This is a genomic window from Chromobacterium haemolyticum (assembly GCF_002081825.1).
GTDB classification, from domain to species: Bacteria; Pseudomonadota; Gammaproteobacteria; order Burkholderiales; family Chromobacteriaceae; genus Chromobacterium; species Chromobacterium fluminis.
This window is the reverse complement of the sequence record NZ_MUKU01000021.1, coordinates 19,517-40,481: the sequence shown is the minus strand read 5'-3', so window position 1 is coordinate 40,481 and position 20,965 is coordinate 19,517. Positions and strand designations below refer to the sequence as shown.

At 67.9% G+C, this 20,965-nt stretch carries 13 protein-coding genes and 4 tRNA genes; 3 read left to right on the top strand and 14 right to left on the bottom strand.

Features of this window, described 5'->3' with window-relative positions:
• Positions 1-42: 42 nt before the first annotated feature.
• Positions 43-915 carry a UTP--glucose-1-phosphate uridylyltransferase GalU gene (galU, locus tag B0T39_RS15750; protein ID WP_081548260.1) on the top strand — a complete coding sequence of 291 codons (873 nt, stop codon included), beginning with the start codon at positions 43-45 and terminating at the stop codon, positions 913-915.
• Positions 916-996: 81 nt separating this feature from the next.
• Positions 997-1,539: a hypoxanthine-guanine phosphoribosyltransferase gene (locus B0T39_RS15745; protein WP_019103182.1), complete on the top strand. Its 543-nt coding sequence runs from the start codon at positions 997-999 to the stop codon at positions 1,537-1,539.
• A gap of 225 nt (positions 1,540-1,764) precedes the next feature.
• On the opposite strand, the gene B0T39_RS15740 is transcribed toward B0T39_RS15745, so the two are convergent.
• The 6 genes from B0T39_RS15740 to hemP all read right to left on the bottom strand — a co-directional run bounded on the left by B0T39_RS15740 (position 1,765) and on the right by hemP (position 7,886).
• The gene (locus B0T39_RS15740) at positions 1,765-2,580 is read right to left on the bottom strand and encodes an ABC transporter ATP-binding protein (RefSeq protein ID WP_081548205.1); all 816 of its coding nucleotides are present in this window, start codon (positions 2,578-2,580) and stop codon (positions 1,765-1,767) included.
• Positions 2,573-3,559 (bottom strand): FecCD family ABC transporter permease, encoded by a 987-nt coding sequence (locus tag B0T39_RS15735; RefSeq protein WP_166454384.1) that lies wholly within the window; start codon positions 3,557-3,559, stop codon positions 2,573-2,575. The genes B0T39_RS15740 and B0T39_RS15735 overlap by 8 nt, the downstream gene beginning before the upstream one ends.
• A complete protein-coding gene (locus tag B0T39_RS15730) occupies positions 3,556-4,347 on the bottom strand; it encodes a heme/hemin ABC transporter substrate-binding protein (RefSeq protein WP_081548203.1) in 792 nt (263 codons plus the stop codon). The genes B0T39_RS15735 and B0T39_RS15730 overlap by 4 nt, the downstream gene beginning before the upstream one ends.
• A complete protein-coding gene (locus B0T39_RS15725; protein ID WP_081548201.1) occupies positions 4,337-5,380 on the bottom strand; it encodes a hemin-degrading factor in 1,044 nt (347 codons plus the stop codon). Before B0T39_RS15725 ends, B0T39_RS15730 begins: the two co-directional genes overlap by 11 nt.
• A 60-nt stretch (positions 5,381-5,440) precedes the next feature.
• The gene (locus B0T39_RS15720) at positions 5,441-7,630 is read right to left on the bottom strand and encodes a TonB-dependent hemoglobin/transferrin/lactoferrin family receptor (RefSeq protein ID WP_081548199.1); all 2,190 of its coding nucleotides are present in this window, start codon (positions 7,628-7,630) and stop codon (positions 5,441-5,443) included.
• An 82-nt stretch (positions 7,631-7,712) separates the two neighbouring features.
• Positions 7,713-7,886: a hemin uptake protein HemP gene (gene hemP / locus B0T39_RS15715; RefSeq protein ID WP_141111256.1), complete on the bottom strand. Its 174-nt coding sequence runs from the start codon at positions 7,884-7,886 to the stop codon at positions 7,713-7,715.
• Between the two features lie 163 nt (positions 7,887-8,049).
• Here hemP and B0T39_RS15710 point away from each other — a divergent pair, with 163 nt between their 5' ends.
• On the top strand, positions 8,050-8,736 hold the full coding sequence (locus B0T39_RS15710; RefSeq protein ID WP_081548194.1) for a 4'-phosphopantetheinyl transferase family protein: 687 nt from the start codon (positions 8,050-8,052) through the stop codon (positions 8,734-8,736).
• 78 nt (positions 8,737-8,814) lie between these two features.
• Here the strand turns inward: B0T39_RS15710 and B0T39_RS15705 are convergent.
• The 8 genes from B0T39_RS15705 to hmlG form a co-directional block, all read right to left on the bottom strand.
• Positions 8,815-8,889 (bottom strand) — tRNA-Glu (locus B0T39_RS15705).
• A gap of 8 nt (positions 8,890-8,897) precedes the next feature.
• Positions 8,898-8,974, bottom strand: a tRNA-Arg gene (locus B0T39_RS15700).
• Between the two features lie 3 nt (positions 8,975-8,977).
• A tRNA-Glu gene (locus B0T39_RS15695) sits at positions 8,978-9,052 on the bottom strand.
• A 7-nt stretch (positions 9,053-9,059) separates the two neighbouring features.
• Positions 9,060-9,136, bottom strand: a tRNA-Arg gene (locus B0T39_RS15690).
• Between the two features lie 188 nt (positions 9,137-9,324).
• Positions 9,325-9,648: a hypothetical protein gene (locus B0T39_RS15685; protein ID WP_081548192.1), complete on the bottom strand. Its 324-nt coding sequence runs from the start codon at positions 9,646-9,648 to the stop codon at positions 9,325-9,327.
• Positions 9,649-10,204: 556 nt separating this feature from the next.
• A complete protein-coding gene (locus B0T39_RS15680; RefSeq protein ID WP_081548190.1) occupies positions 10,205-10,984 on the bottom strand; it encodes a thioesterase II family protein in 780 nt (259 codons plus the stop codon).
• Between the two features lie 4 nt (positions 10,985-10,988).
• Positions 10,989-12,308, bottom strand: coding sequence for a jagaricin export MFS transporter HmlH (hmlH, locus tag B0T39_RS15675; RefSeq protein ID WP_439896894.1), 1,320 nt, complete (start codon positions 12,306-12,308; stop codon positions 10,989-10,991).
• Positions 12,309-12,312: 4 nt separating this feature from the next.
• Entirely contained in the window at positions 12,313-20,769 is an 8,457-nt protein-coding gene (hmlG, locus tag B0T39_RS15670; RefSeq protein ID WP_081548188.1) for a jagaricin-like haemolysin non-ribosomal peptide synthetase HmlG, read from the bottom strand.
• Positions 20,770-20,965: the final 196 nt, after the last annotated feature.

Sequence of the window (20,965 nt, the reverse complement as noted above, 5' to 3'; positions counted from 1 at the left end):
GGTAGAATGCGCGCCTGTCAACGCTTGTTAACGAGAATGGGCATGAAAAAAATCACGAAAGCGGTCTTTCCCGTCGCCGGCCTGGGCACCCGCTTCCTGCCGGCCACCAAGGCCAGCCCCAAGGAAATGCTGCCGGTGGTGGACAAGCCGCTGATCCAGTACGCGGTGGAAGAGGCGATCGCCGCGGGCATGACTGAGCTGATTTTCATCACCGGCCGCAACAAGCGTTCGATCGAAGACCATTTCGACAAGGCTTACGAGCTGGAAACCGAGCTGGAAAACAAGAACAAGCAGAAGCTGCTGGAAACCGTTCAGGGCATTATTCCGCCGTCGGTGTCCTGCATCTTCATCCGTCAGACCGAGGCGCTGGGTCTGGGCCACGCGGTGCTGTGCGCGCGGCCGGTAGTGGGCAACGAGCCGTTCGCGGTGATCCTGGCCGACGACCTGATCGAAGGCGCGCCGGGCGCGATGGAACAGATGGTCAAGCTGTTCGATGAAACCCATGCTTCGGTGCTGGGGGTGGAAACCGTGGCGCCGGAGGAAACCAGCTCCTACGGCATCGTCAAGGTGGCGCCGGACGCGCGCGGCCATCAGCAAGTAGAGCACATCGTGGAGAAGCCGCGTCCGGAAGTGGCGCCGTCCAATCTGGCGGTGGTGGGCCGTTACATCCTGACCCCGCGCATCTTCGACAAGCTGATCAACACCACGGCGGGCGCCGGCGGCGAAATCCAGCTGACCGACGGCATCGCGGCGCTGATGAAGGACGAGCCGGTGTTGGCGCTGCCGTTCAAGGGCGTGCGTTACGACTGCGGCTCCAAGCTGGGCTATCTTAAAGCCACGGTCAATTACGGCTTGCAGCATCATGAGGTGGGCGCCGAGTTCGCCGCCTATCTGCGCTCGCTGGCCAAGAACTAATCGTTTTTTCAATCACGCCGCTCCTGTTTTTTGATGATATGGGCAAGAGCGGCGTTTGCGTGTGTGAATCAAGGAGTCATCATGCCCAATATTGCCGAGGCCCGTGGCCTGATCAACAGCTCCGACGTGCTGTTTACCGCCGAGGAAGTCAGCGCGGCCGTTGACCGCATGGCGGTGGAAATCACCGAGGAGCTGGGCGAAACCTATCCGCTGGTCTTGTCCGTGATGGGCGGCGCCGTGGTGTTTACCGGCCAACTGCTGCCGCGCCTGGCCTTCCCGCTGGACTTCGACTACGTTCACGTGTCCCGCTACGGCGACAAGACTCAGGGCGGCGAGCTGGTGTGGAAACAAGCGCCCAAGGAAGACGTGCGCGACCGCGTGGTGCTGGTGCTGGACGACATCCTGGACGAAGGCCACACCATGGCGGCGATCCGCGACAAAGTGATGGCCATGGGCGCCAAGGCCTTCTACAGCGGCGTGTTCGCCAACAAGCTGATCAGCAAGGAAAAGCCGATGCTGGCGGACTTCGTCGGCCTGGACGTGCCGGACCGCTATGTGTTCGGCTACGGCATGGACGTGCGCGGCGCCTGGCGCAATCTGCCGGCGATCTACGCGTTGAAATAAGCGCGGCCAGATCGCGAAAAACCCCCGGCTCGCGCAAGCAAGCCGGGGGTTTTTATTTTTGGACTCTGGTCTCAGAGTCTGTTCAAAGCCTCGCGAGCTAGGGCGAGACAAGGCGTTGCAGCTGAGAAAGCGGAATGGTCATACGGTACATGAGCATTTCGAAGCTAGTTTCAACGCCCTTTACCTATCCATCCCGCCGACGCGCAGCAGGCTATGAACAGGCTCTCAGGCCCCGGACGCCAGCGCCGCGGGCTTCTGCGCCTGCGCCAGGGCTGCATTGACCTGCCAGTCGTTGCCGTTGCGCTGCAAACGCACCGGCCAGCGGTAGACCGCCAGCAGGCGCTCCGGCGTTAGCACCTGTTCCGGCGCGCCGGCCACCACCAGCCGGCCCTGTTCCAGCAAGGCCACGTGATCCGCGTAGCTGGCCGCCAGCGCCAGGTCGTGCAAGACCTGCACCACGGTGCGGCCCTGGCGCGACAATTCCAGCAGCAGTTGTTGCAAGCGGTGCTGGTGGCGCAGGTCCAGGTGATTGGTGGGCTCGTCCAGCAGCAGCACCGGCGCTTGCTGCGCCAAGGCGCGGGCGATGGCCGCGCGCTGGCGTTCGCCGCCGGACAACTGATCCAGCCGCTGGTCGGCGTAATCGTCCAGCTCCACCGTGCCCAGCGCGTCCGCCACCGCGCTTTTGTCCTCAACCCGCGGGCGAGAGAAGGCGCCGAGGTAGGGCACGCGTCCCAGCATCACGAACTCGCGCACCGTCAACGGAATGCCGGAGGGGATGTGCTGCGGCACCCAGGCGATGCGGCGGGCGCGCACCGCCGGTTCCATGCGGCCGACGCACTGGCCGGCCAGACGCACCGCGCCGGCGCTGGGCGTGTTCAAACCGGCCAGCAGCCGCATCAGCGTGGTTTTGCCGGCGCCGTTGGGGCCCAGCAGCGCGCTGACCCGGCCGGTGGGCAAGTCCAGGTTGATGTCGTCCAGAATCCGCTTGCCGCCGATATCGCAGGCCAACTGGCGCACGCACAGGGTTGTGGTTTCAGCCATTGATCAGACTCCTTTGTTGTCGCCGGAACAGCCATACGAAGAACGGCGGCCCGGCGAATGCCGCCATCAGGCCCACAGGCAGATCGATGGGCCAGGCGACGGTGCGCGCCAGGGTGTCCACCGCCAGCAGGAACAAGGCCCCGGCCCAAGCCGACAGCAGGATCAGCCGGCGGCGGCAGCCGCCCATCAGCAGCGCCAGCGCATTGGGAATCATCATGCCGACGAAGCCGATCACCCCGGACAGCGCCACCGCGCCGCCGGTGGCCAGCGCCGCGCCGACCGCGGTGAGCCGGCGGGTGCGGCGCACGTCTATGCCAAGGGATTGGGCGGCATCCTCGCCCAGCAACAGGCAGTCCAGATCGCGGCCCACCGCGATCAGGATCAGCAAGCCCAGGCCGGCCACGCCCAGGCAGGCCAGCAGCCGTTCCGACGAAGCGGAGGACAGATTGCCGGCCAGCCAGCTGGTGGCGGCGCGCAGGGTCAGGTCGTCGGACATGAAAATCATCAGGCTGGTGACCGCGCCGCAGAAGGCGCCCACCACCAAGCCCATCAACAGCAGACCGGCCAGGCCGCCGCGCACCAGCCGCGACAGCAACAGGATCAGCCAGGTGGCCAGCAGGCCGCCGCCAAAGGCGGCCAGCGGCAAGGACAGGCCGGCGGCGCCGACGGCCAGCATGCCGACCACCGCCAACGCCGCGCCGCTGGAGGTGCCGATCAGGCCGGGATCGGCCAGCGGGTTGCGGAACAAGGCCTGCAAGGCCGCGCCGCTGGCGGCCAGCGCCGCGCCCACGCCCAGCGCCGCGGCGATGCGCGGCAGCCGCAGCTGGGTCAGCAGCGGATCGCTGAAGTCCGGCCAGGCCAGGCCGTTGCCGCCGCTGGACAAGGCCAGCAAGGGCAACAGCAGGCTGGCGGCGATCAGGCCCAGCAACAGCCAGCGGCCGCGATTGGGCGCGGCGGCGTCCAGGGTCAGCGCGCTCACATCTTCACCATCTGATCGACCACCGCCGGGCTGTTCAGGCCCACCATCATCGCGTCCTTGGCCGGCAGCAGGTAGATGCGGCCTTGTTTTCCGGCCGGCGTGGAGGCGATTTCCGGCCGTTTGGAGAAGACCTCCTTGCCGCCGTGCACCGTGCCGGTGTGGCTGCCCAGAATGATCACGTCAGGCTGCAGGCTCTGCCAGGCGTCGCGCGCCATCGGCTTGAAGCCGGACAACTGGCTGGCGACGTTGACGCCGCCGGCGGCGCGGATCAGGGTGTCGGCGGCGGTGTCGCGGCCGGCCACCAACTGGCCGTCGTAGCTGACCAGGTAGCGCACGCCGCGCGCCGGGCGCGGCGTCATCTCGCGCTGCCAGCGGCTGGCCAGTTGCTGGGCGTGGGCGTCGCGGCCCAGGAGTTGCCCCACTTTGCGGATCGCGTCGGCGAAATCCGCGCCGTCCTCGCGGCGCGTCACTTCCTCGGCGCGCACCTGCAATTGCCGCAGCTGGGTCCACACCGTCGGCGGTTGCGCCTCGGCGCTGCCCAGCACCAGGGTGGGCTTGAGCCGGGCGATGGTTTCGGCGTTCAGCGCGCGGGAGAAGCCCACCACTTGCGCCTGAGCCAAAGCCGGCGACTTGCTGGAACGGTCGCGGCCGACGACTTCCTTGCCGGCGTCCAGCGCCACCACGATGTCGGCGATGTCCGGCGTCATCACCACTATACGTTGGCTGGCCCAGGCGGGCAGCGCGGCGGCCAGGCCCAGCAGGGCGGCGAAGGCGAATTTAGGCGACATCGGCGCGCTCCAGTGCCGGCAGCTCGCCCAGCAGTTTGATCCATTCCACGCGTTCCGCCTGGCCCGGCTTGCGCTCGCCAAAGAAAGTGGCCAGCGACAGGCCCTGGTCGTCGAACAGTTCCAGCGAGGTCACCACGCCGTGGTCGCCCGGTTTGCGGGTGACCCAGGCTTCGGCGATCAGATCGGTGCGCAGATGCAGGTTGAAGTGAGGGTCCAGCACATTGAGCCAGTTGCCGACGATCTGCACATTGCGCACCGGCCCGGTGTGGATTTGGATCATGCCGCGGTTGCCGGCGAACACCATGATGGGGGCTTCGATATGGGCGGCGCGGCGCAGCAATTGCTCCACCGCTTCCGGCAGCACGCGCCAGGCCTGGCCTTCCGGCGCCAGGCGGAAGCCTTGCTGGCGGGACACGCCCCAGCGGCGCAGGAAGGGATGGAAGGCGTGTACGTCCTGCAGGCTCTGCCATTCCTGCTGGAAGCCGGCCTTGTCGATGACCTCGTCGTCCAGCTCCGCCGCTTCGGCTTCCAGCGGGTCTATGCTCAGCGCGGTCTTGGGCGCGGCGAAGGTTTCCACCAGGCGTTGGTAGGCGGCCGCGTCGCTATTGGCGGTCAGATAGATCTTGTGCACCGCTTCGCCGAAACGGTCGAAGAACTGCAGGCTGCGCTGCTCGCCGCGCGCGCCGGCCGTGGTGACGGCGAAGGCGTGCTGCCAATGGAATAGGAAGATGCGCAGGTCGATGACCGGGTTGATGGCCAGGCCGATCTTGCCGTCGATTTGCACATTGCGGTAATCGCCGGTGGTTTCATGCACGCAGGCGTGATTGCGCGTTAGCGCCATCACCGGGCCCAGGCGGGAGATCTGGCTCAGGATGTCGTTCCAATGCGGCTGCAAGGCCTGGCTGGCCGGATCGGCGGCCACCAGTTCGGCTTCGCTGACGCCCAGCGCGTCGGCGGCGTCGCGCGCGCGCAGTTTCGGCTGGCTGGCTTTCAGGATTTGGTAACGATCCCACAGCTGGCTGAAGTCGGTCATGTTTGGATTCTCCTTGGGACGATCAAAAACGGGCGCCCGCCAAGGGGCGGGCGCTCGCGGTTAGAAGGTGTATTCGACGCTGGCGCTAATGTTGCGGCCAGGCTGAGTGAACAGATCCAGCGCGCGCTCGCTGCTAGACTTGCCGCGCACATCGGCGGCCTTCCAGTATTTCTGGTCGAAGACGTTGAATACGCCGGCGCGCAGCGTGGTGTTCTTGGCCGGCTTCCAGTAAGCGGTCAGGTCCAGCACGGCGTAGCCCGGAGCCTTGAACGGCGGCGAGGTCTGGCTGCTGCCCAGTTGCTCGATATTGGGCAGGCGGTCATTGGCGCTGGCCAATTTCAGCAAGGCTTCGGCGCCGAAGACGGCTTGGTCATAGCGCAGGCCCAGCGTGGCGTTCAGCGGGGTGATGCTGGCCAAGGGTTCGTTCTTCTGCTTGTTCTGGCCATGGGTGTAGGTGATGGACGCCATCGCGCGCCAGCTCGGCGCGAAGCGCCAGGCGGCGCGGCCTTCCACGCCCTTGATCTCGACTTCGCCGATGTTCTGGTATTGGAAGGCGGACAAGCCGTTGATCATGCCGATGTCGGCACGATCGATGAAGTCCTTGTAGCGGTTGGCATAGGCGGTGACGCCGAAGTCAACGCTGTCCCACTGGCCTTTCAGCCCCAGTTCCACGCCGCGGCTGCTTTCGGACTTGAGATTGGGGTTGGGCAGCACTTGATAGCGTTGAATCAGGTTGGTGAAGGCCATATTGGCGTCGTCGAACGGCGGCGCGCGGAAGCCGGAGGAGAACTGCAGGAAGCCGGTGTAGTGATCGGCGAACGGCAGGCTCAGGCCCAGCTTGGGCGAGAAGGCGCTGTCCTTGAAGGTGGGTACCTGGTAGTTGTTGGAGTTGCCATTGGCGAAAGCCTGGTCCGGCTGCGGCGTCATCTTGTAGTGATCCCAGCGCAGAGAGGGCGAGGCCACCAGGCCGTTGCCGAACTTGATCTCGTCCTGGACAAACAGGCCGATGCGCTCGGAGTGGCTATCCGGGAAGGTCTTGTTGGGGTAGGTTTCCCCGTCGACGATATTGCTGGTGCTGCCGTTCGGATTGTATTGGGTCTTGATGCGCGGACGGCTGGTGTCGGTGCGGCTTAAGTCCGCGCCCCACAAGAGCTGGTGTTTGGCGGACAGCGCCTGGAAATTGTGCTCGGCTTCCAGGGTCAAGCCATAGCTGTCCTGCTTGAAGCCGTAGTCGGACAAGATGCGCAGACCGTTGCTGCGCCATTCCGTGTTGGTGTCGGCGTTGTCCAGCTTCTGGTAATAGGCCTTCACCGCCAGGCGGTCGAAAGCGCCCAACTGCTTGCCTTCCCAGGCCAGTGACGCGCGGTCGCGCTGGGTGCGGTCTTTGGCCTGATTGTTGGTGACGACGTAGGCATTGCGCGGGCCGGGGCCCAAGGCGTTCAGCAGATGACTGTCGGTGTCGCGCCGGTAGTGCTCCAGCGTCAGCTCCAGCCGCTGGTTGGCGGCCGGCTTGAAGCCCAGCTTGGCCAGCACATTGTCGCTGTCCCAGCTTTGCGGATTCGGCTTGGTGCGCAGCGTGCCGCTGCTGTCGTTATTGCCCTGGTTGTCGGTTTCGTGGCCGTTGCGATGGGTGTAGAGCAGCATCAGATCGGCGTGCTCGCCCTTGACGCCCACGCCGGCACTGCTGCCCCAGCCATTGTTGGCGGTGCCGCCAAAGCCCTTGACGCTGCCGCCCACGCCTTGTTCTTCCGGCACGAAGTCGTCCACGGTCTTGGTGCGGTAGCCCACCACGCCGCCGATGGCGTCGGAGCCGTACAGGCTGGAAGTGGGTCCCTTGACGATGTCGATGGCGCGCAGGGTTTCCAGTTCCACGTAATCGCGGCCGGAAACGGCTCCGTTATTGCTGCCGCCGCCGGCATAGGATTCCGGCAGACGGATGCCGTCGATCAGCATCAGGATGCGGTTGCCGTCGATGCCGCGGATGGTGTAACCGGCGTTGCCGCGGCGCGCCGGATCGGTGGCCACTTCCACGCCGGGCTCATATTTGACCGCGTCGGCGATGTCGCGCACCAGTTGATCGTCCAGTTTGTGGCGCGAGATCACGCTGGCGTTGGGGGCGGTTTCCGCCAGCGGCTTGCTGCTGCGGTGAGCGGTGACCTGAACGGTCTCCAGTTCCGCCGGCGTCGCCGCCAGCGCGGGCCAGGCGGCGGCCAGGCTCAGAACCAAGGGGGTGGCGCGAAATAAGGCCATGGAAACTCCAAACTTCCTAAGGTTGGGTGCTTCCGCTGGCTGGCTGATTTTGGCTGGCTTGCGGTGTGTAGTGGTCTAGGACCTATTTGATCAGGATGAGCTTGCCGTTGCGGGTCAACTGCAAGCGGTACATCTCGCCCTGATGTTCGATCAGGATTTCCTTGCCTTTGGCGAACAGCTCGCAGCTGCGCAGCACCGGGGACAGGCTGGCAGCGCCGGTTCCGGAGCCGGACTTGGAGGCGGTGTGGGCGTGCATGAATTTATCCATGGCCAAATGGTAACGATTCTCATTATCGAATTCAACCTGGAAAAGGCCTTCAGGCGAACGAAAAGGGCGGGGCTGTGGCGCGGGGGTCACAAAACGGCGTGGCCGAGCCGGCGCAGGCCGGGGATAATGGCGGTTTTGCGCGGAGAGGCGGATGGAACTGAACGCTTTGATCAAGCCCTTGCCTTGCCCGGCGGGCGCGCCGCAGGCCTTGAGCTTGTACCGCGTGAGGCTGGATGTGGATTGGCCGGTGGACGAGGCGCTACTGGCGGGTTTGAGTCAGGACGAGCGCAAGCGCTGCCTGCGCTATCTGCGCGCCATCAATCAGTTGCAGTTCGCCCTGACCCGGCTGGCCTTGCGGCGGCTGTTGGCGCAAGAAACCGGCCTGGCGCCGGACGCGCTGATGTTTGAGCTGGGAGCACACGGCAAGCCAGTCTTGGCTTGGCCCGGAGCGCCTGTCTTCAATGTGTCCCATTCCGGCGCTTACGCGCTGATCGCCATCGCGCGCGGCGGGCAAGTGGGGGTGGACATCGAAACGGTGCAGCCCATGCGCGACGTGCCGGCGCTGGCGGAGCAGACCTTGCTGCCGGGGGAGTTGGAACTATGCGGACACGGGCGGGATGTGGCGGCTTTTTTCCAGTTGTGGACCATCAAGGAGGCGGTGCTGAAAGCCTGGGGCGTGGGCATTGCCCAGCACCTGTCCGCGTTCGAGGCCTTGGAACTGACGGATAAGGAACTGCCGTTGCGGATTGCCGCGCCCGAACGTTGGCCGGCGACAAGGGCCTGGGCGCTGGAGGCGCCGGAGGGGTATAGGGCGACGCTGGCCTGGGCGGAGGGGTAAGCCGGGGCGGCCGGATGGCCGCCTGGCGGAAACAACAAAAAACCCGTCATGTTGCCATGACGGGCTTCTTGAGAAAGCTGGCGTCCCCACGGGGAATCGAACCCCGGCTACCGCCGTGAAAGGGCGGTGTTCTAACCGCTAAACTATAGGGACTTAAATTGTGGCGCACCCGGAGCGATTCGAACGCCCGACCCTCTGGTTCGTAGCCAGATACTCTATCCAACTGAGCTACGGGTGCTAGTGGCGTCCCCACGGGGAATCGAACCCCGGCTACCGCCGTGAAAGGGCGGTGTTCTAACCGCTAAACTATAGGGACACTAGTGTGGCGCACCCGGAGCGATTCGAACGCCCGACCCTCTGGTTCGTAGCCAGATACTCTATCCAACTGAGCTACGGGTGCGCTGTTTCGCGAGACGTTGTGTCTTGCGAGAAGCGGAATAATATAGATCCGGCTTTTGAGCGTCAAGCACTTTTGAAAAAATTTCACATGGCCGCGAGCGGGCGGATTCAGGATGTTGCTTCATGCCAACATGCTAATCCCAGCCTTCCCACCAAAGCCCCTACTGGGGCTTTGGGCGTTTATAAGGCTTAAGCCAGTTCCTGTATCTGCACTGTGGTCTGTCGCAAACGGCGGGCGAAGGGTTCCAGCAAGCAATACACCTGCTCGCATTCCAGCATGTCGAGCTTGGATTGCTCCAGCATGGCCGTCAGCGCGCTTAGGGCGGTGCTGGTCTGGTCGAGTTCCAGGCTGATCAGCCGGGCGTTGTGTTCGAATTGTTCGCAGTACTCGTCGAGCTGCCGTAATAGTGGGTCGATTGGGTGGAGCGTGGCATCCTGCTGGCGCAAGTTTTTCAGTTGGAACAGCAGGGTGGAGAGTGATGGGGTGTGATGGAGATGAACGGGGCTAGTCATGACGATGACTCCTTACTGAGCATTAAACCTGCCCCCTTCGCTGCCAAGCGTGGAGACAGGCGCGTGGCAGGGTTGGCAGACCGGCAGTAAGGACCCGGCGCGTGCAAGCACGCCCCCACCACGGCCAGCCTTAGCGTAAGACTTACCCTGTGGTGTGTAACGGACGTAAAAATGCCGCGTGCGGCGGCTGTCCGCCTTACTGATTCGAGCTGCCAAGCCCGGTGCTGATGCACAGCACGGCCGGATTATCACGTGCTTGCAGCGGGGAGGCAAGGGGCGGGCGTCCGCTATGGCGGCGCAGCGAGGCCGGGCGCGCTTGCGCCCGGCGTTTCGTCGGGCGGCTGCGGCTTAGAGTCTGTTTACGATCTCGCGCGCAAGAGCGAGACAAGGCAAACACATCGTGTAACGCTCCACAACGCGCAGCAGATCGTAAGCAGGTTCTTAGAGCCGCTAACAAAACCTCGCAGAGAACCTGAGCCAAGGCGCGCCGACGCAGGCAGTACAAGTAGTACGGCAAGGAGGCGCAACGCAGGATCAGGGGTTTTATTAGCGGGTCTTAGGCAAGGTCCGGCATGGCGGCGGCAGGGCTGGACAGCGTCTCGGCGAGTTCGCTGTTAAGGCGGGCGAGCACGGCGTCCCGGGCGCTGGCGATGAAGAAGTGGTCGCCGTCGAACCAGTGGACGCGCGCGGGTGCGGCGGTTTCCCGTTGCCAACCTTCGGTTTGTTCCGGCAGGCGTTGACGGTCGTTGCGCCCGGCCAGCACGGTGATGGGCAGGGAGAGCGGCGGGGCCGGCTGGTAGCGATAGGTTTCCACCAGTTCGAAATCGGTGCGCAGGGTGGGCAGCAGCAGGTCCATCATTTCCCGGTGGGCCAGGATCTCCGCGGGCGTGCCGTTGTAGTCGCGCAGCGCGTCGATGAAGCCGTCGTCGTCCATCCGGTGCAGCATGCGCGGCGGCTGGCGGTGTTGCGGCGCGTCGCAGCCGGACACGATCAGCCGCTGCGGCAGGGGCCGGCCTTGGGCGCGCAGTAGCCGCGTCAATTCGAAGGCGATCAGCCCGCCCATGCTGTGGCCGAAGAAGACGAAGGGTGGGGCGTCGTCCAGCGGGAGCTCCCGCGCCAGCGCGTCCACCAGCGGCGGCAGCGCCTTGAAGCCGGCTTCGCGGAAACGGGCGGCGCGGCCGGGCAGTTGCGCGGCGCAGACTTCCACTTCAGGAGGCAGGCGGCTTTGCCAGCCGGCATAGGCGCCGGCGTGGCCGCCGGCGTAGGGAAAGCAATACAGGCGCAGCCGCGGCGGCTGGCTGGCGGACTGGCGCTGGAGCCAGGGTGAGGGGTGCATCGATTCAGTCTCCTGTTTGCAGGGAAGGGTTGGGGTGGAGCTTCGCCGGGCCTGAGCCGCCGGGCGCGCCGATGGCGCGCAGCCGGGGGCTGCACAGCGCCAGCACGGCGACGCCGATCAGCAGCAGGCCGGCGCCGGCGAACAAGGCGCGCACCGGCGCGGACGCCAGGCTCACGCCGGCCAGCGTGGTGGACAAGGGCGTGACCGCCGCCATCATGAACATCAAAAAACTCATGACCCGGCCGCGCATTTCCGCCGGGATGCGGGCCTGGATCCAGGCCATCAGCCGGACTTGCACCAGGCCGCCGAAGAGGCCGATCAGGAACATCATCGCGCAACTGGCGGCAAACGCGGGGGACAGGCCCAGGCCGATGATCAGCGCTCCCATCAGGGCGTCCGCGCAGAATACCATCCATCCCAGCCGGCCCAGGGCCTTGAGCGGCAGCAGGCTGAGCAAGGCCATGCCCAGCAGGCTGCCCGCGCCTTGCGCGGACAGCAGGGTGCCGAAATGGCCGGCGTCCAGGCCCATCGCGGTTTTGACCAGCAGCGGCAGGCCGATCTGGATGGGGCCGGCGGTCAGGAAGGCGATCACCGCCCAGTAGAAGAACAGCGCGCGCAGGGTGGCGTCGCCCCAGGTCCAGGCGGCGCCGCGGCGGATGGCGCGCAGGATGCCGGCGGCGGATTGCGCCGATTGCACTTGCGCGGCGGCGGCGCGGGGCCGCAGCCGGCTGAGCATCAGGCCGGCGCTCAGGAAGCAGGCGGCGCCCAGCAGGAAGGCGAGTCCCAGGCCGCCGCCGGCGCGGACGCCGGGCAGGGCTATCAGCGCGCCGGCCAGCATGGGGCCGGTCAGCAAGGTGAGCTGGTTGACCGCCATGAACACGGAGTTGGCCTGTTGCAGCTTTTCTTCCGGCACGGTGTTGGGCAGCAGCGCGGCGGCGGACGGCCCGGTGAAGGCGGCAACCACGCCCATCGCCGCGGCGAAGGGGTAGAGCCAGGCCAGCGGCAGGCCGCCGCGGTAGGCGGCGTAGCCGAGCAGGGCCAGCAGCGCCGCGCAGCACAGCAGCGAGCACTGAAACACCCGCCGCGGCGAGTACCGGTCCGCCACTGCGCCGCCGACGATGATGAACACCGCGCGCGGCAGCTCCATCGCGGTGACGACCAGGCCGAGGGCGAGGCCGTCGCCGCCCAGCTGCAGCACCAGCCAGGGCAGGGCGATCAGCGCGGTCTGCTGGCCCAGGATGGCGCAGAACCAGGCGGCGGAGAGCCAGAGAAAGCGCCGGTCGCGCCAGAGCGAGGACTGCGGGGCGGCGAGGGCGGCGGACATGGGCTTAGACATGGCGTTCTCGCATCGCGCGCTCCAGGCTGTCCGCCAGCCCGGCCACATGCGGTTCGCGCAGCATGTCGGCGTGTTCGCCGGCGGCGCGGAACACCTGGACGGGGCCGGCGGCGTAGTCGGACCAGCCCAGGTCGGCCGGTCCGGCCGTGGCGGCGGCCAGGCCGTCGGTGATCCACACCGCCACCGGGCAGGGCGCGGTTTGCGGCTGGTGGCCGCGCAGGCTGAGCAGGTTGGCGCGGTAGACGTCGAACATGGCTTCCACCCGGCGCGGGTCCATGCCCTGGGGGAACAGGCCGGAGGCCTGTACCTGCCGGCTGAGCAGCGCGAAGCGGCCGGCGCGGTCTAGCGGCCGCAGCATGTCCTCCGAGACGGCCAGCGTTTTGCCGGTGGCGATTTCCACGGTGCGGGCCATGTAATGCAGCAGCCCGGCTTCGTCCTGGGGCAGCTCGTTCAGGAAGCCGGCGTCCGGGCGCGGCGGCGCGTCCAGCGCCGCCAGCAGGCTGACTTCAACGCCGGCCTCGACCAGCCGCCGCGCCAGTTCCGCCGCCACCGCCGCGCCGAAGGAATGGCCGGCCAGGATCAACGGTCCGGTCAGGCCGGCTTGCAGCACGGCGGCGGCGTAGCGCGCGGCCATGGCCGTCACGCTGTCGTCGGACGCGACGGTCGGGTCCAGTCCCGCGGCTTGCAGGCCGTAGACGCGCCAGCGCGGCGACAGCTGCTCCACCAGTTTTTGATAGCCGATGATCTGGCCGGAGCCGTCGTGGACCAGCAGCAAGGTGGCTTCGTCGCCATCGGTCCGGATTGGCACCAGCACCGACGGCGCGGCGGTTTGGCCGGCCTCCTGAACCAGCCGGGCGAACTCGGCGACGGTGCCGGAGGTGAATAGCGAGGCCAGCGGCAGCTCCACGCCCAGTTCCTCGCGGACGCGGGACAGCAGTTGCAGCGTTAGCAGCGAGTGGCCGCCCATGTCGAAGAAGCTATCGTCCACGCCTATGTTCGGCAGGCCCAGCGTGGCGGCGAACAGCGCGGCCAGTTGTTTTTCCAACGGGGTGCTCGGCGCGCGGTAGGCGCGTGCGGCCAGTGCCGGCGCCGGCAGCGCGCGGCGGTCCAGCTTGCCGTTGGGCGTCAGCGGCAGCGCCGTCAGGCTAACCCAGGCGCTGGGAATCATGTATTCCGGCAGTTGTTCGGCCAGCGCGCGGCGCAGCGCGGCGGTGTCCGCCTCGCCGTCCGTCGGCACCAGATAGCCCACCAGCCGCGCGGCGGCGGGCGGCGCGTGGTGCAAGGCCACCGCGGCGGCGGCGATGCCGGGCTGCGCGCTGAGCGCGGCTTCGATTTCGCCGGTTTCGATGCGGTAGCCGCGCAGCTTCAGCTGTTGGTCGCCGCGACCCAGATATTCGATGCGGCCGTCGGCCAGCCAGCGGGCGCGGTCCCCGGTGCGGTAGATCCGCTCGCCGTCCCGGAAGGGGTTGGGGAGAAAGCGTTCTGCGGTCAGCCGCGGGCGGCGCAGATAGCCGCGGGCGACGCCGGGGCCGGCGAGATAGAGTTCGCCGGCCAGGCCGGGCGCCGTCGGCTGCAAGGCTTCGTCCAGGATATAGGCGCGGTAGCCGGGGATGGCGCGGCCGATGTCGACGGGCTGGCCGTCGCGCAAGGCGATTTCCGTCGCGGTGCCCCAGACGGTGGCCTCGGTGGGGCCGTATTCGTTGTAGAAGCGTCGGCCCTCGCCTATCAGGTCGCCGGCCGTTACCGCTTCGCCGCCGAACAGCACCGCGCGCAGCGATCCGCCCCAGCCGGTGGGCTGGGCTTGCGCCACGGTCCGGTACAGCGAGGGCAGGCTGAGCCAGACCTCGGCCCGCTCGCGTTCCACCAGGCCGGCCAGGTAGCCGGGTTCCAGTTGGCCGCCGGCGCGGCTGACGATCAGCCGGCCGCCGCAGGCCAGCGACCAGAACAGCAGGGCCACCGAGCTATCGAAGGAGAAGGAGGGCAGCAGCAGGAAGGCGGTGCCCGGGCGCGACAGCTCCGCAGGATAGAAGGCGAGCCGGGCGGCGGTGGAGGCGTGTAGATTGCCGTGCTGGATCGCCACGCCCTTGGGGGCGCCGGTGGAGCCTGAGGTGTAGATCAGGTAGGCGGGGTGGCTGGGCCGCAGCGGGCGGACGCGCTCGTGGTCGGCGGGGTTGCCGTCAGGCAGCGAGGCCAGCTGCGCTTGCAGGGCCGGGTCGTCAAAATCCAGCCGCGCCGCGCCGTTCGGCAGCGTGGCGTCGCTCAGGGTCAGCACGCAGCGCGGGGCGGCGTCCTTCAACATGAAGGCGATGCGGGCCGGGGGGTAGTCCAGGTCCAGTGGCAGATAGGCCGCGCCGGCTTTCAACGCTGCAAGCAAGGCCACCACGGTGTCGGCGGAGCGCGGCAGCGCGATGGCGACGATGTCCTCCGGGCCGACGCCGAGGGCGATCAGGCGTCGCGCCAGTTGATTGGCGCGGCGGTTGAGTTCGCCATAGCTCAGGCTGCGGCGCTCGTCGCTCAAGGCCGTCGCTTCCGCCGCGGCGGCGGCGCTGGCCTCTATCAGGGGCAGCAGGGTGGCCGGTGCGGACGCCGCTTCATCGTCTTGTTCCAGCAGCCGCCGGGTTTCGTCCGCGTCCAGCAGCGCCAGGCGCGACGGCGCTTGCTCCGGCTGCGCGGCCATGGCCAGCAGCAAGCGTTGCAAGCGGGAGGCCAGGCGGCGCGCGCCGGCTTCCTCGAACAGGTCGACGTCGTATTCCAGTATCGCCTGCAAGCCGCCGTCGGCTTCGTGCAGGGTCAGGGTCAGGTCGAAGCGCGGGGAGCTGTCGTCGCTGGACAGGGTTTCCAGCTCCAGCCCCGGCAGGCGCAGCGTGTCCAGCGGCGCGTTTTGCAGCACCAGCATGGTCTGGAACAGCGGGTTGCGCGTCAGCGAGCGATCCAGCCGCAGCGCGTCGACGATGGTTTCAAAGGGCAGGTCTTGCAGTTCGTAGGCTTCCAGCACTACATCGCGCACCCGCGCCAGCAATTGCAGCGCGCTGGGCGCGCCGCTCAGATCGACGCGCAGCGCCAGGGTATTGACGAAGCAGCCGATCAGGCCCTCCAGGTCCGCGTGCTGGCGGTTGGCGATGGGGCTGCCTATCACCAGATCGCGCTGGCCGCTGTAGCGCGACAGCAGTTCGGCGTAGCCGGCCAGCAGCACCATGTACAGCGTGCCGCCGGCGCGCTCGGCCAGCCGGCGCAAGCTCTGGGTTTCCGCCGGCGAGAAGCTGAAGCGGACGAAGCGCCCGCGGCGCGGGCGGCCGATGGCGCCCATGCCGCGCGGCCGGTCGCCCAGCAGCTCCAGTTCCGCCGGGGCGTCGGCCAGGCGCGTTTTCCAGCGCGCCAGCATGTGTTCGAAGCGCTCGCCGGCCAGGGCGTCGCGTTGCCATTGGGCGAAGTCGCCGTATTGGATGGGCAGGGCGGGCAGGCGGGGCGGGCGTTGCTCCAGCGCGGCGGCGTACAGTTCGCCGAACTCCCGCACCAGCACCCCCAGCGACCAGCCGTCGGACAGAGCATGGTGAAGCGCGATCAGCAAAGCGGCGTCGTCCGGCGCGATACTCAGCAGGGCGAAGCGCAGCGGCGGCGCGGCCTCCAGGTCGAATTTGGGCCGGGCGAAGGCTTCGGCGGCGCGATTCAGCGCCGCGTCCAGGCTCTCGCCGGCGGCCACGCGCAGCGTCTGTTCTTGCAGTTCCGGCCCGTCGCCGTTTTCGACGATTTGCCGCAGCTCGCCGTCGCTCAGTGCGAAACGGGTGCGCAGCGCCTCGTGGCGGCGGACCACGCCGGCCAGCGCGGCGCGCAGCGCGGCGTGGTTCAGGCGGCCGCGCAGGCGCAGGCCCTGGGCGATGTTGTAGACGCCGTTTTCGCTCTGGTCCAGCCGCTCCAGGAACCAGAAGCGCTGCTGGGCGAAGGAGGCCGGCAGCGGCCGCGAGCGGTCCGCCAGGGGGATGCGGCATTCCGGCGCGGACGCCGGCGCGACCGGGTCTTCCAGCTCGACGCGTTCCGCCAGGGCAACGGCGAATTCGGCCACCGTCGGGTGTTCAAACAAGGTGCGCAGGGGTAGTTCGACGCCGAATTCGGCGCGCAGCCGGGACATGACCCGGGTGGCCAGCAGCGAATGGCCGCCGGCTTCGAAGAAGTTTTGTTCGCGGCCCAGGCCGCCGGCGCCCAGCACTTCGCCCCAGATGCGGGCCACCTCGCTTTCGGCGCGGCTGCGCGGCGGCGCACCGGCATCGACGCCGCCTTGTTCGGACTGGCCGGGTTCGGGCAGCGCGCGCCAATCCAGTTTGCCGCTATGGGTCAGCGGCAGCTTGTCCAGCGTGACGAAGGCGGCGGGCAGCATGTAGTCGGGCAGGCGCGAGGCGAGATGACGGCGCAATTCCGGCCCCAGCGCGTCGCGCGGCTGGCTTTGCGCCGGGGTGTTGAAGCAGTCGGCGGGCTCGCCGTCGTCGCCGCCGTCCAGCCGCTCCAGCGGCAGCGCGGGCAAGGCGTCGGCGGTGGCGGCCAGCGCCAGGTCGAACCGGCCGTCGGCGGCGTTTTCGCTCCAGCAGAGGCGCGCGGCCAGGCCGTCGGCGGCGGCCGCCGCCAACAGCTCCGCGGGCTCGGCGGTGTCGGGCAGCGCTTGCGCCCGCCAGGGCTGACCGTCGGCGGTTTCGTCGTCGGCCGTGCTGTTGACCTGATCATGATCCAGCCAGGCGAGGAAGCGGTTGACCTCGGCGGCGCGGCGGTTGGCCAGGCCGGACCGCGGGCGCCGCGCATCAGGGGCGGGAGCGGCGTTCGGCGCGCCCTTGCTCAGCACCACGTCGTAGCGATAGGTGGTCAGTTCGCAGTCGCCGCCGTCTTCTTTCAGGCGGATTTCTATCGCGGCGATGTCGCCGCGGCGGCGCGCCAGCCGGCGGAACAGCGCCGGGTCCACCAGCAGTTCCTTTTCTTCCGCGATCAGCGCGTCCAGTTGACGGCGCAGTTCCGCCCGCGTCGGGCGGGCGGCGGCGGGCAGGCGGTGCAGCAGGCGGCTGGCCTGGAAGTGCCGCAGCATGCCCAGGTGGCGCAGGTCGCCCAGCAGCAGTTTGCCGCCCGGACGCAGCCGCGCCAGCGCCTGGTCCACCACGTCCAGGAAGTAGGCGGCGTCGGGGAAGTATTGCGCCACGGAATTGATGATCACGGTGTCGAAGTCGTCCGGCAGGCCGGCCAGGTCGCGGGCTTCGCGCCGCTCCAGCTTCACCTGGTTCAGGCCGCGCGCCGCCACGGTGCGGCCCAGGCGCTCCAGCGCGCGGGCGGAGAAGTCCAGGCCGTGGTAGCGCTCGCTGTCCGGGGCGACGGCGAGCAACAGCATGCCGCTGCCGACGCCGATTTCCAGCACCCGGCGCGGATGCAACGCGCGGATGCGGCTCAGGATCTCGTCGCGCCAGCGCCGCATGTGGGCGGCGGGAATCAGGGCGTTGTCGTAGGAGTCGGTCCAGCCGACCAGATCGAGGTCGGCGTCCTCGGCCGGCGCGTCCTCGTAGATCATGTCGAAGGCGGGCAGCCAGCCCTTTTCCTTGTCCTTGGCGGCGGCGGCTTCCAGGCCGCTACGCTTGGCGACATAGGCGACCAGACGCGCCTGATCGCCTTCGCCGCGCACCACCACGGCGGCTTCCGCCACCGCCGGGTGCTGGCTGAGCAAGGCCTGGATTTCGGCGGTTTCGATGCGGAAGCCGCGCAGCTTGACCTGTTGGTCGGCGCGGCCGCGGTATTCCAGTTCGCCGCGCGGGGTGACGCGGGCCAGATCGCCGCTGCGGTAGAAGCGCAGGCCGCTGTCCAGGTGCGGATCCGGCATGAAGCGTTGGGCGCTCAGCTCCGGCTGATTGACGTAGCCCAGCGCAACGCCGGCGCCGCCGACGTGGATTTCGCCCACCATGCCCGGCGGCACCGGCTGCAGCGCATCGTCCAGCAGGCGGATGCACAGGTCGGGGAGAGGCGCGCCGATCACGCTGCCCAGCTTGCGCTTGATCTCGGGCAGGCCGATGCGGCGGAAGGTCACGTGCACGGTGGTTTCGGTGATGCCGTACATATTGATCAACCGCGGGTAGTCGTCGCCGTGACGGTCCAGCCAGGGCTCCAGGCTGCTGAGGTCCAGCGCCTCGCCGCCGAAGACGACGTAGCGCAGCGCCAGATCGCCTTCGCGCGGGTTTGCCTCCTCGGCGGCCATCAATTGGCGGAAGGCCGACGGGGTCTGGCTCAGCACGGTGACTTTTTCCTCGCACAACAGCTGGTAAAAGGCGTCCGAGGAGCGGGCCAGCAGTGGCGGCACAATCAGCAGCACGCCGCCGTGGGCCAGCGCGCCCCAGATTTCCCATACGGAGAAGTCGAAGGCGTAGGAGTGGAACAGCGTCCACACTTCGCGCGGGCCGAACTGGAACAGCTCGGCGCTGCCGGAGAACAGCCGGGCGCAGTTGCGGTGGCTGACCGCCACGCCTTTAGGCCGGCCGGTGGAGCCGGAGGTGTAGATGATGTAGGCCAGGCCGTCCGGGTCGTCGCCGGCCGGCAGCGCGGCCGACGGCGCGGGCTCCGCCGCGTCCAGAGTCAGCAGCGGGCCGGCGAAGGGCGGCAGCGTAGGCGCCAGCGCCTCGGTGCTGAGCACGGCGCGCGCGCCGCTGTCCTCAAGGATGTAGCGGATGCGGTCGGCCGGATAGGCCGGGTCCATCGGCACATAGCCGGCGCCGGCCTTGAGCGCGGCCAGCACGCCGATCATCAGTTCGAACGAGGGCGTCAGCCACAGGCCGACGGGATCGCCGGGCCGCACGCCGGCAGCCGCCAGCCGCCGCGCGGCGGTGTCCGACAGCCGTTCCAGTTCGCCGTAACTGAGCTCTCGGCCGTCGCAGCGCAGCGCTGCGGCGTCGGCTTGCATCGCGGCGAAACGGCTGAAGGCGCGGTGCACCGGTACGCCATCGCGCGCGGCGGCGCGCAGCGGCAGCGTCAGCAGGGAGGCGGCCTGTTGCGGCGTGGTCAGCGGCAGCGCGGCCAGCGGCGCGTCCGGCTGGCGGCCGGCGGCGTCCAGCAGCAGGCTAAGTTGTTCGGCGAGGCGCTCGACGGAGAGCCGCTCGAACAGCGCGGTGTTGTAGGAGAAGGCGCCGGACAGGCCGTCCTCGGTCTCGCGCATGAACAGCTCAAGGTCGAAGCGGGCGGCCTCCTGGCTGAGCACCGGGGTCAGCCGCAGCCCGTCCAGCGTCGGCATCGCCGCCGGGATGTTGAGCAGGGTGAAGGCGACCTGGAACAGCGGGTTGCGGCTGGGATCGCGGCTGGCCTGGCCCAGCGCGCCGACCAGTTGGTCGTAGGGCACCGCGGCGTGTTCGACGGCGTCGCGCATGACGTCGGATTGCCGGCGGGCGAACTGGCGGAAGCTGTCTTCCGGGCCGATGCGGGCGCGGATCACCAGCATATTGGCGAAGAAGCCGATCAGCCCCTCGGTTTCCACCCGCTCGCGTCCGGCCAGCGAGGTGCCGATGGCCAGGTCGTCCTGGCGCGCGTGGCGGGCCAGCAGCGCCTGGAAGGCGGACAGCAGCAGGCAGAACAGCGTGGTGCGCTCGGCCGCCGCCAGCCGGCGCAGGCGCTCGGCGGTATCGGCGCCGATGTCGAAGCCCACGGTGGCACCGTCGAAGCTTTGCACCGGCGGGCGGGGCTTGTCGGTGGGCAGTTCCAGCGTGGGCAGGCCGGCTAGCTGGGCTTTCCAATAGGCGAGGTCGGCGTCCCAGCGATCTTGTCGGCCGCAGGCATGCTGCCAGCGCGCGTAGTCCAGGTACTGGATGGGCAGCTCTGGCAGATCCGGCGCGAGGCCGCGGCTGAGCGCGGCGTAGGCGCTGGCGGCTTCGTCCATCAGCACCGCCAGGGACCAGGCGTCGCCGACGATGTGGTGCAGGGTCAGCACCACCGCGTGCTCGTCCGCCGCCAGCTTCACCAGCGCGATGCGCAGCGGCTGGCCGGAGGACAGGTCGAAGGCGTGAGCGCTTTCCCGGCGCGCCAGCGTTTCCAGCCGGGACGCGGCTTCTTCGGCCGGCAAGGCGGACCAGTCCAGTCGATCGATAAAGGCGCGGCCGGCGGGCTGCGGGATTTGCGTCGCCACGCCGTCCACTTCGCGAATGGCGGTGCGCAGGGAGGCGTGGCGCGTCACCACGCAATCGAAAGCCCGGCATAGCGCGTCCGCCTGCAAGGCGCCGCTGAGGCGGAAGGCGGAGCAGATATTGTAGGCGGCGGCGCCGGCGCTGAGCTGGTGTAGAAACCAGAGCCGCTGCTGCTGAAAGGACAGCGGGCCGGAGGCGGCGTCGCCGCGCGGAATCCGTCCGCCGTCCACGGGCGCGGGGGACGGGGGCAAGACGTCCAGCTCTTGTTCCAGCAAATGGTCGAGAAGGTCCAGATCGTTATCGTTCCAATCGCTAACGCTCATTTCAATGGCTTTCCAGGTGATGTGTTGTCGTCGCCCATCGGGCTGCGCGTTTATCGCGCCCGATTTGATTTCGATTATTTTTCGAGGTCTGTAAAAATATTCAATTTGTGCGGTATATTCTTTGGCGGGTTTTGTGGGTCGGTATTCTCCGATTTAAACAATTCCAATTAGCAATGTTTTGGTTGAATAAATTATT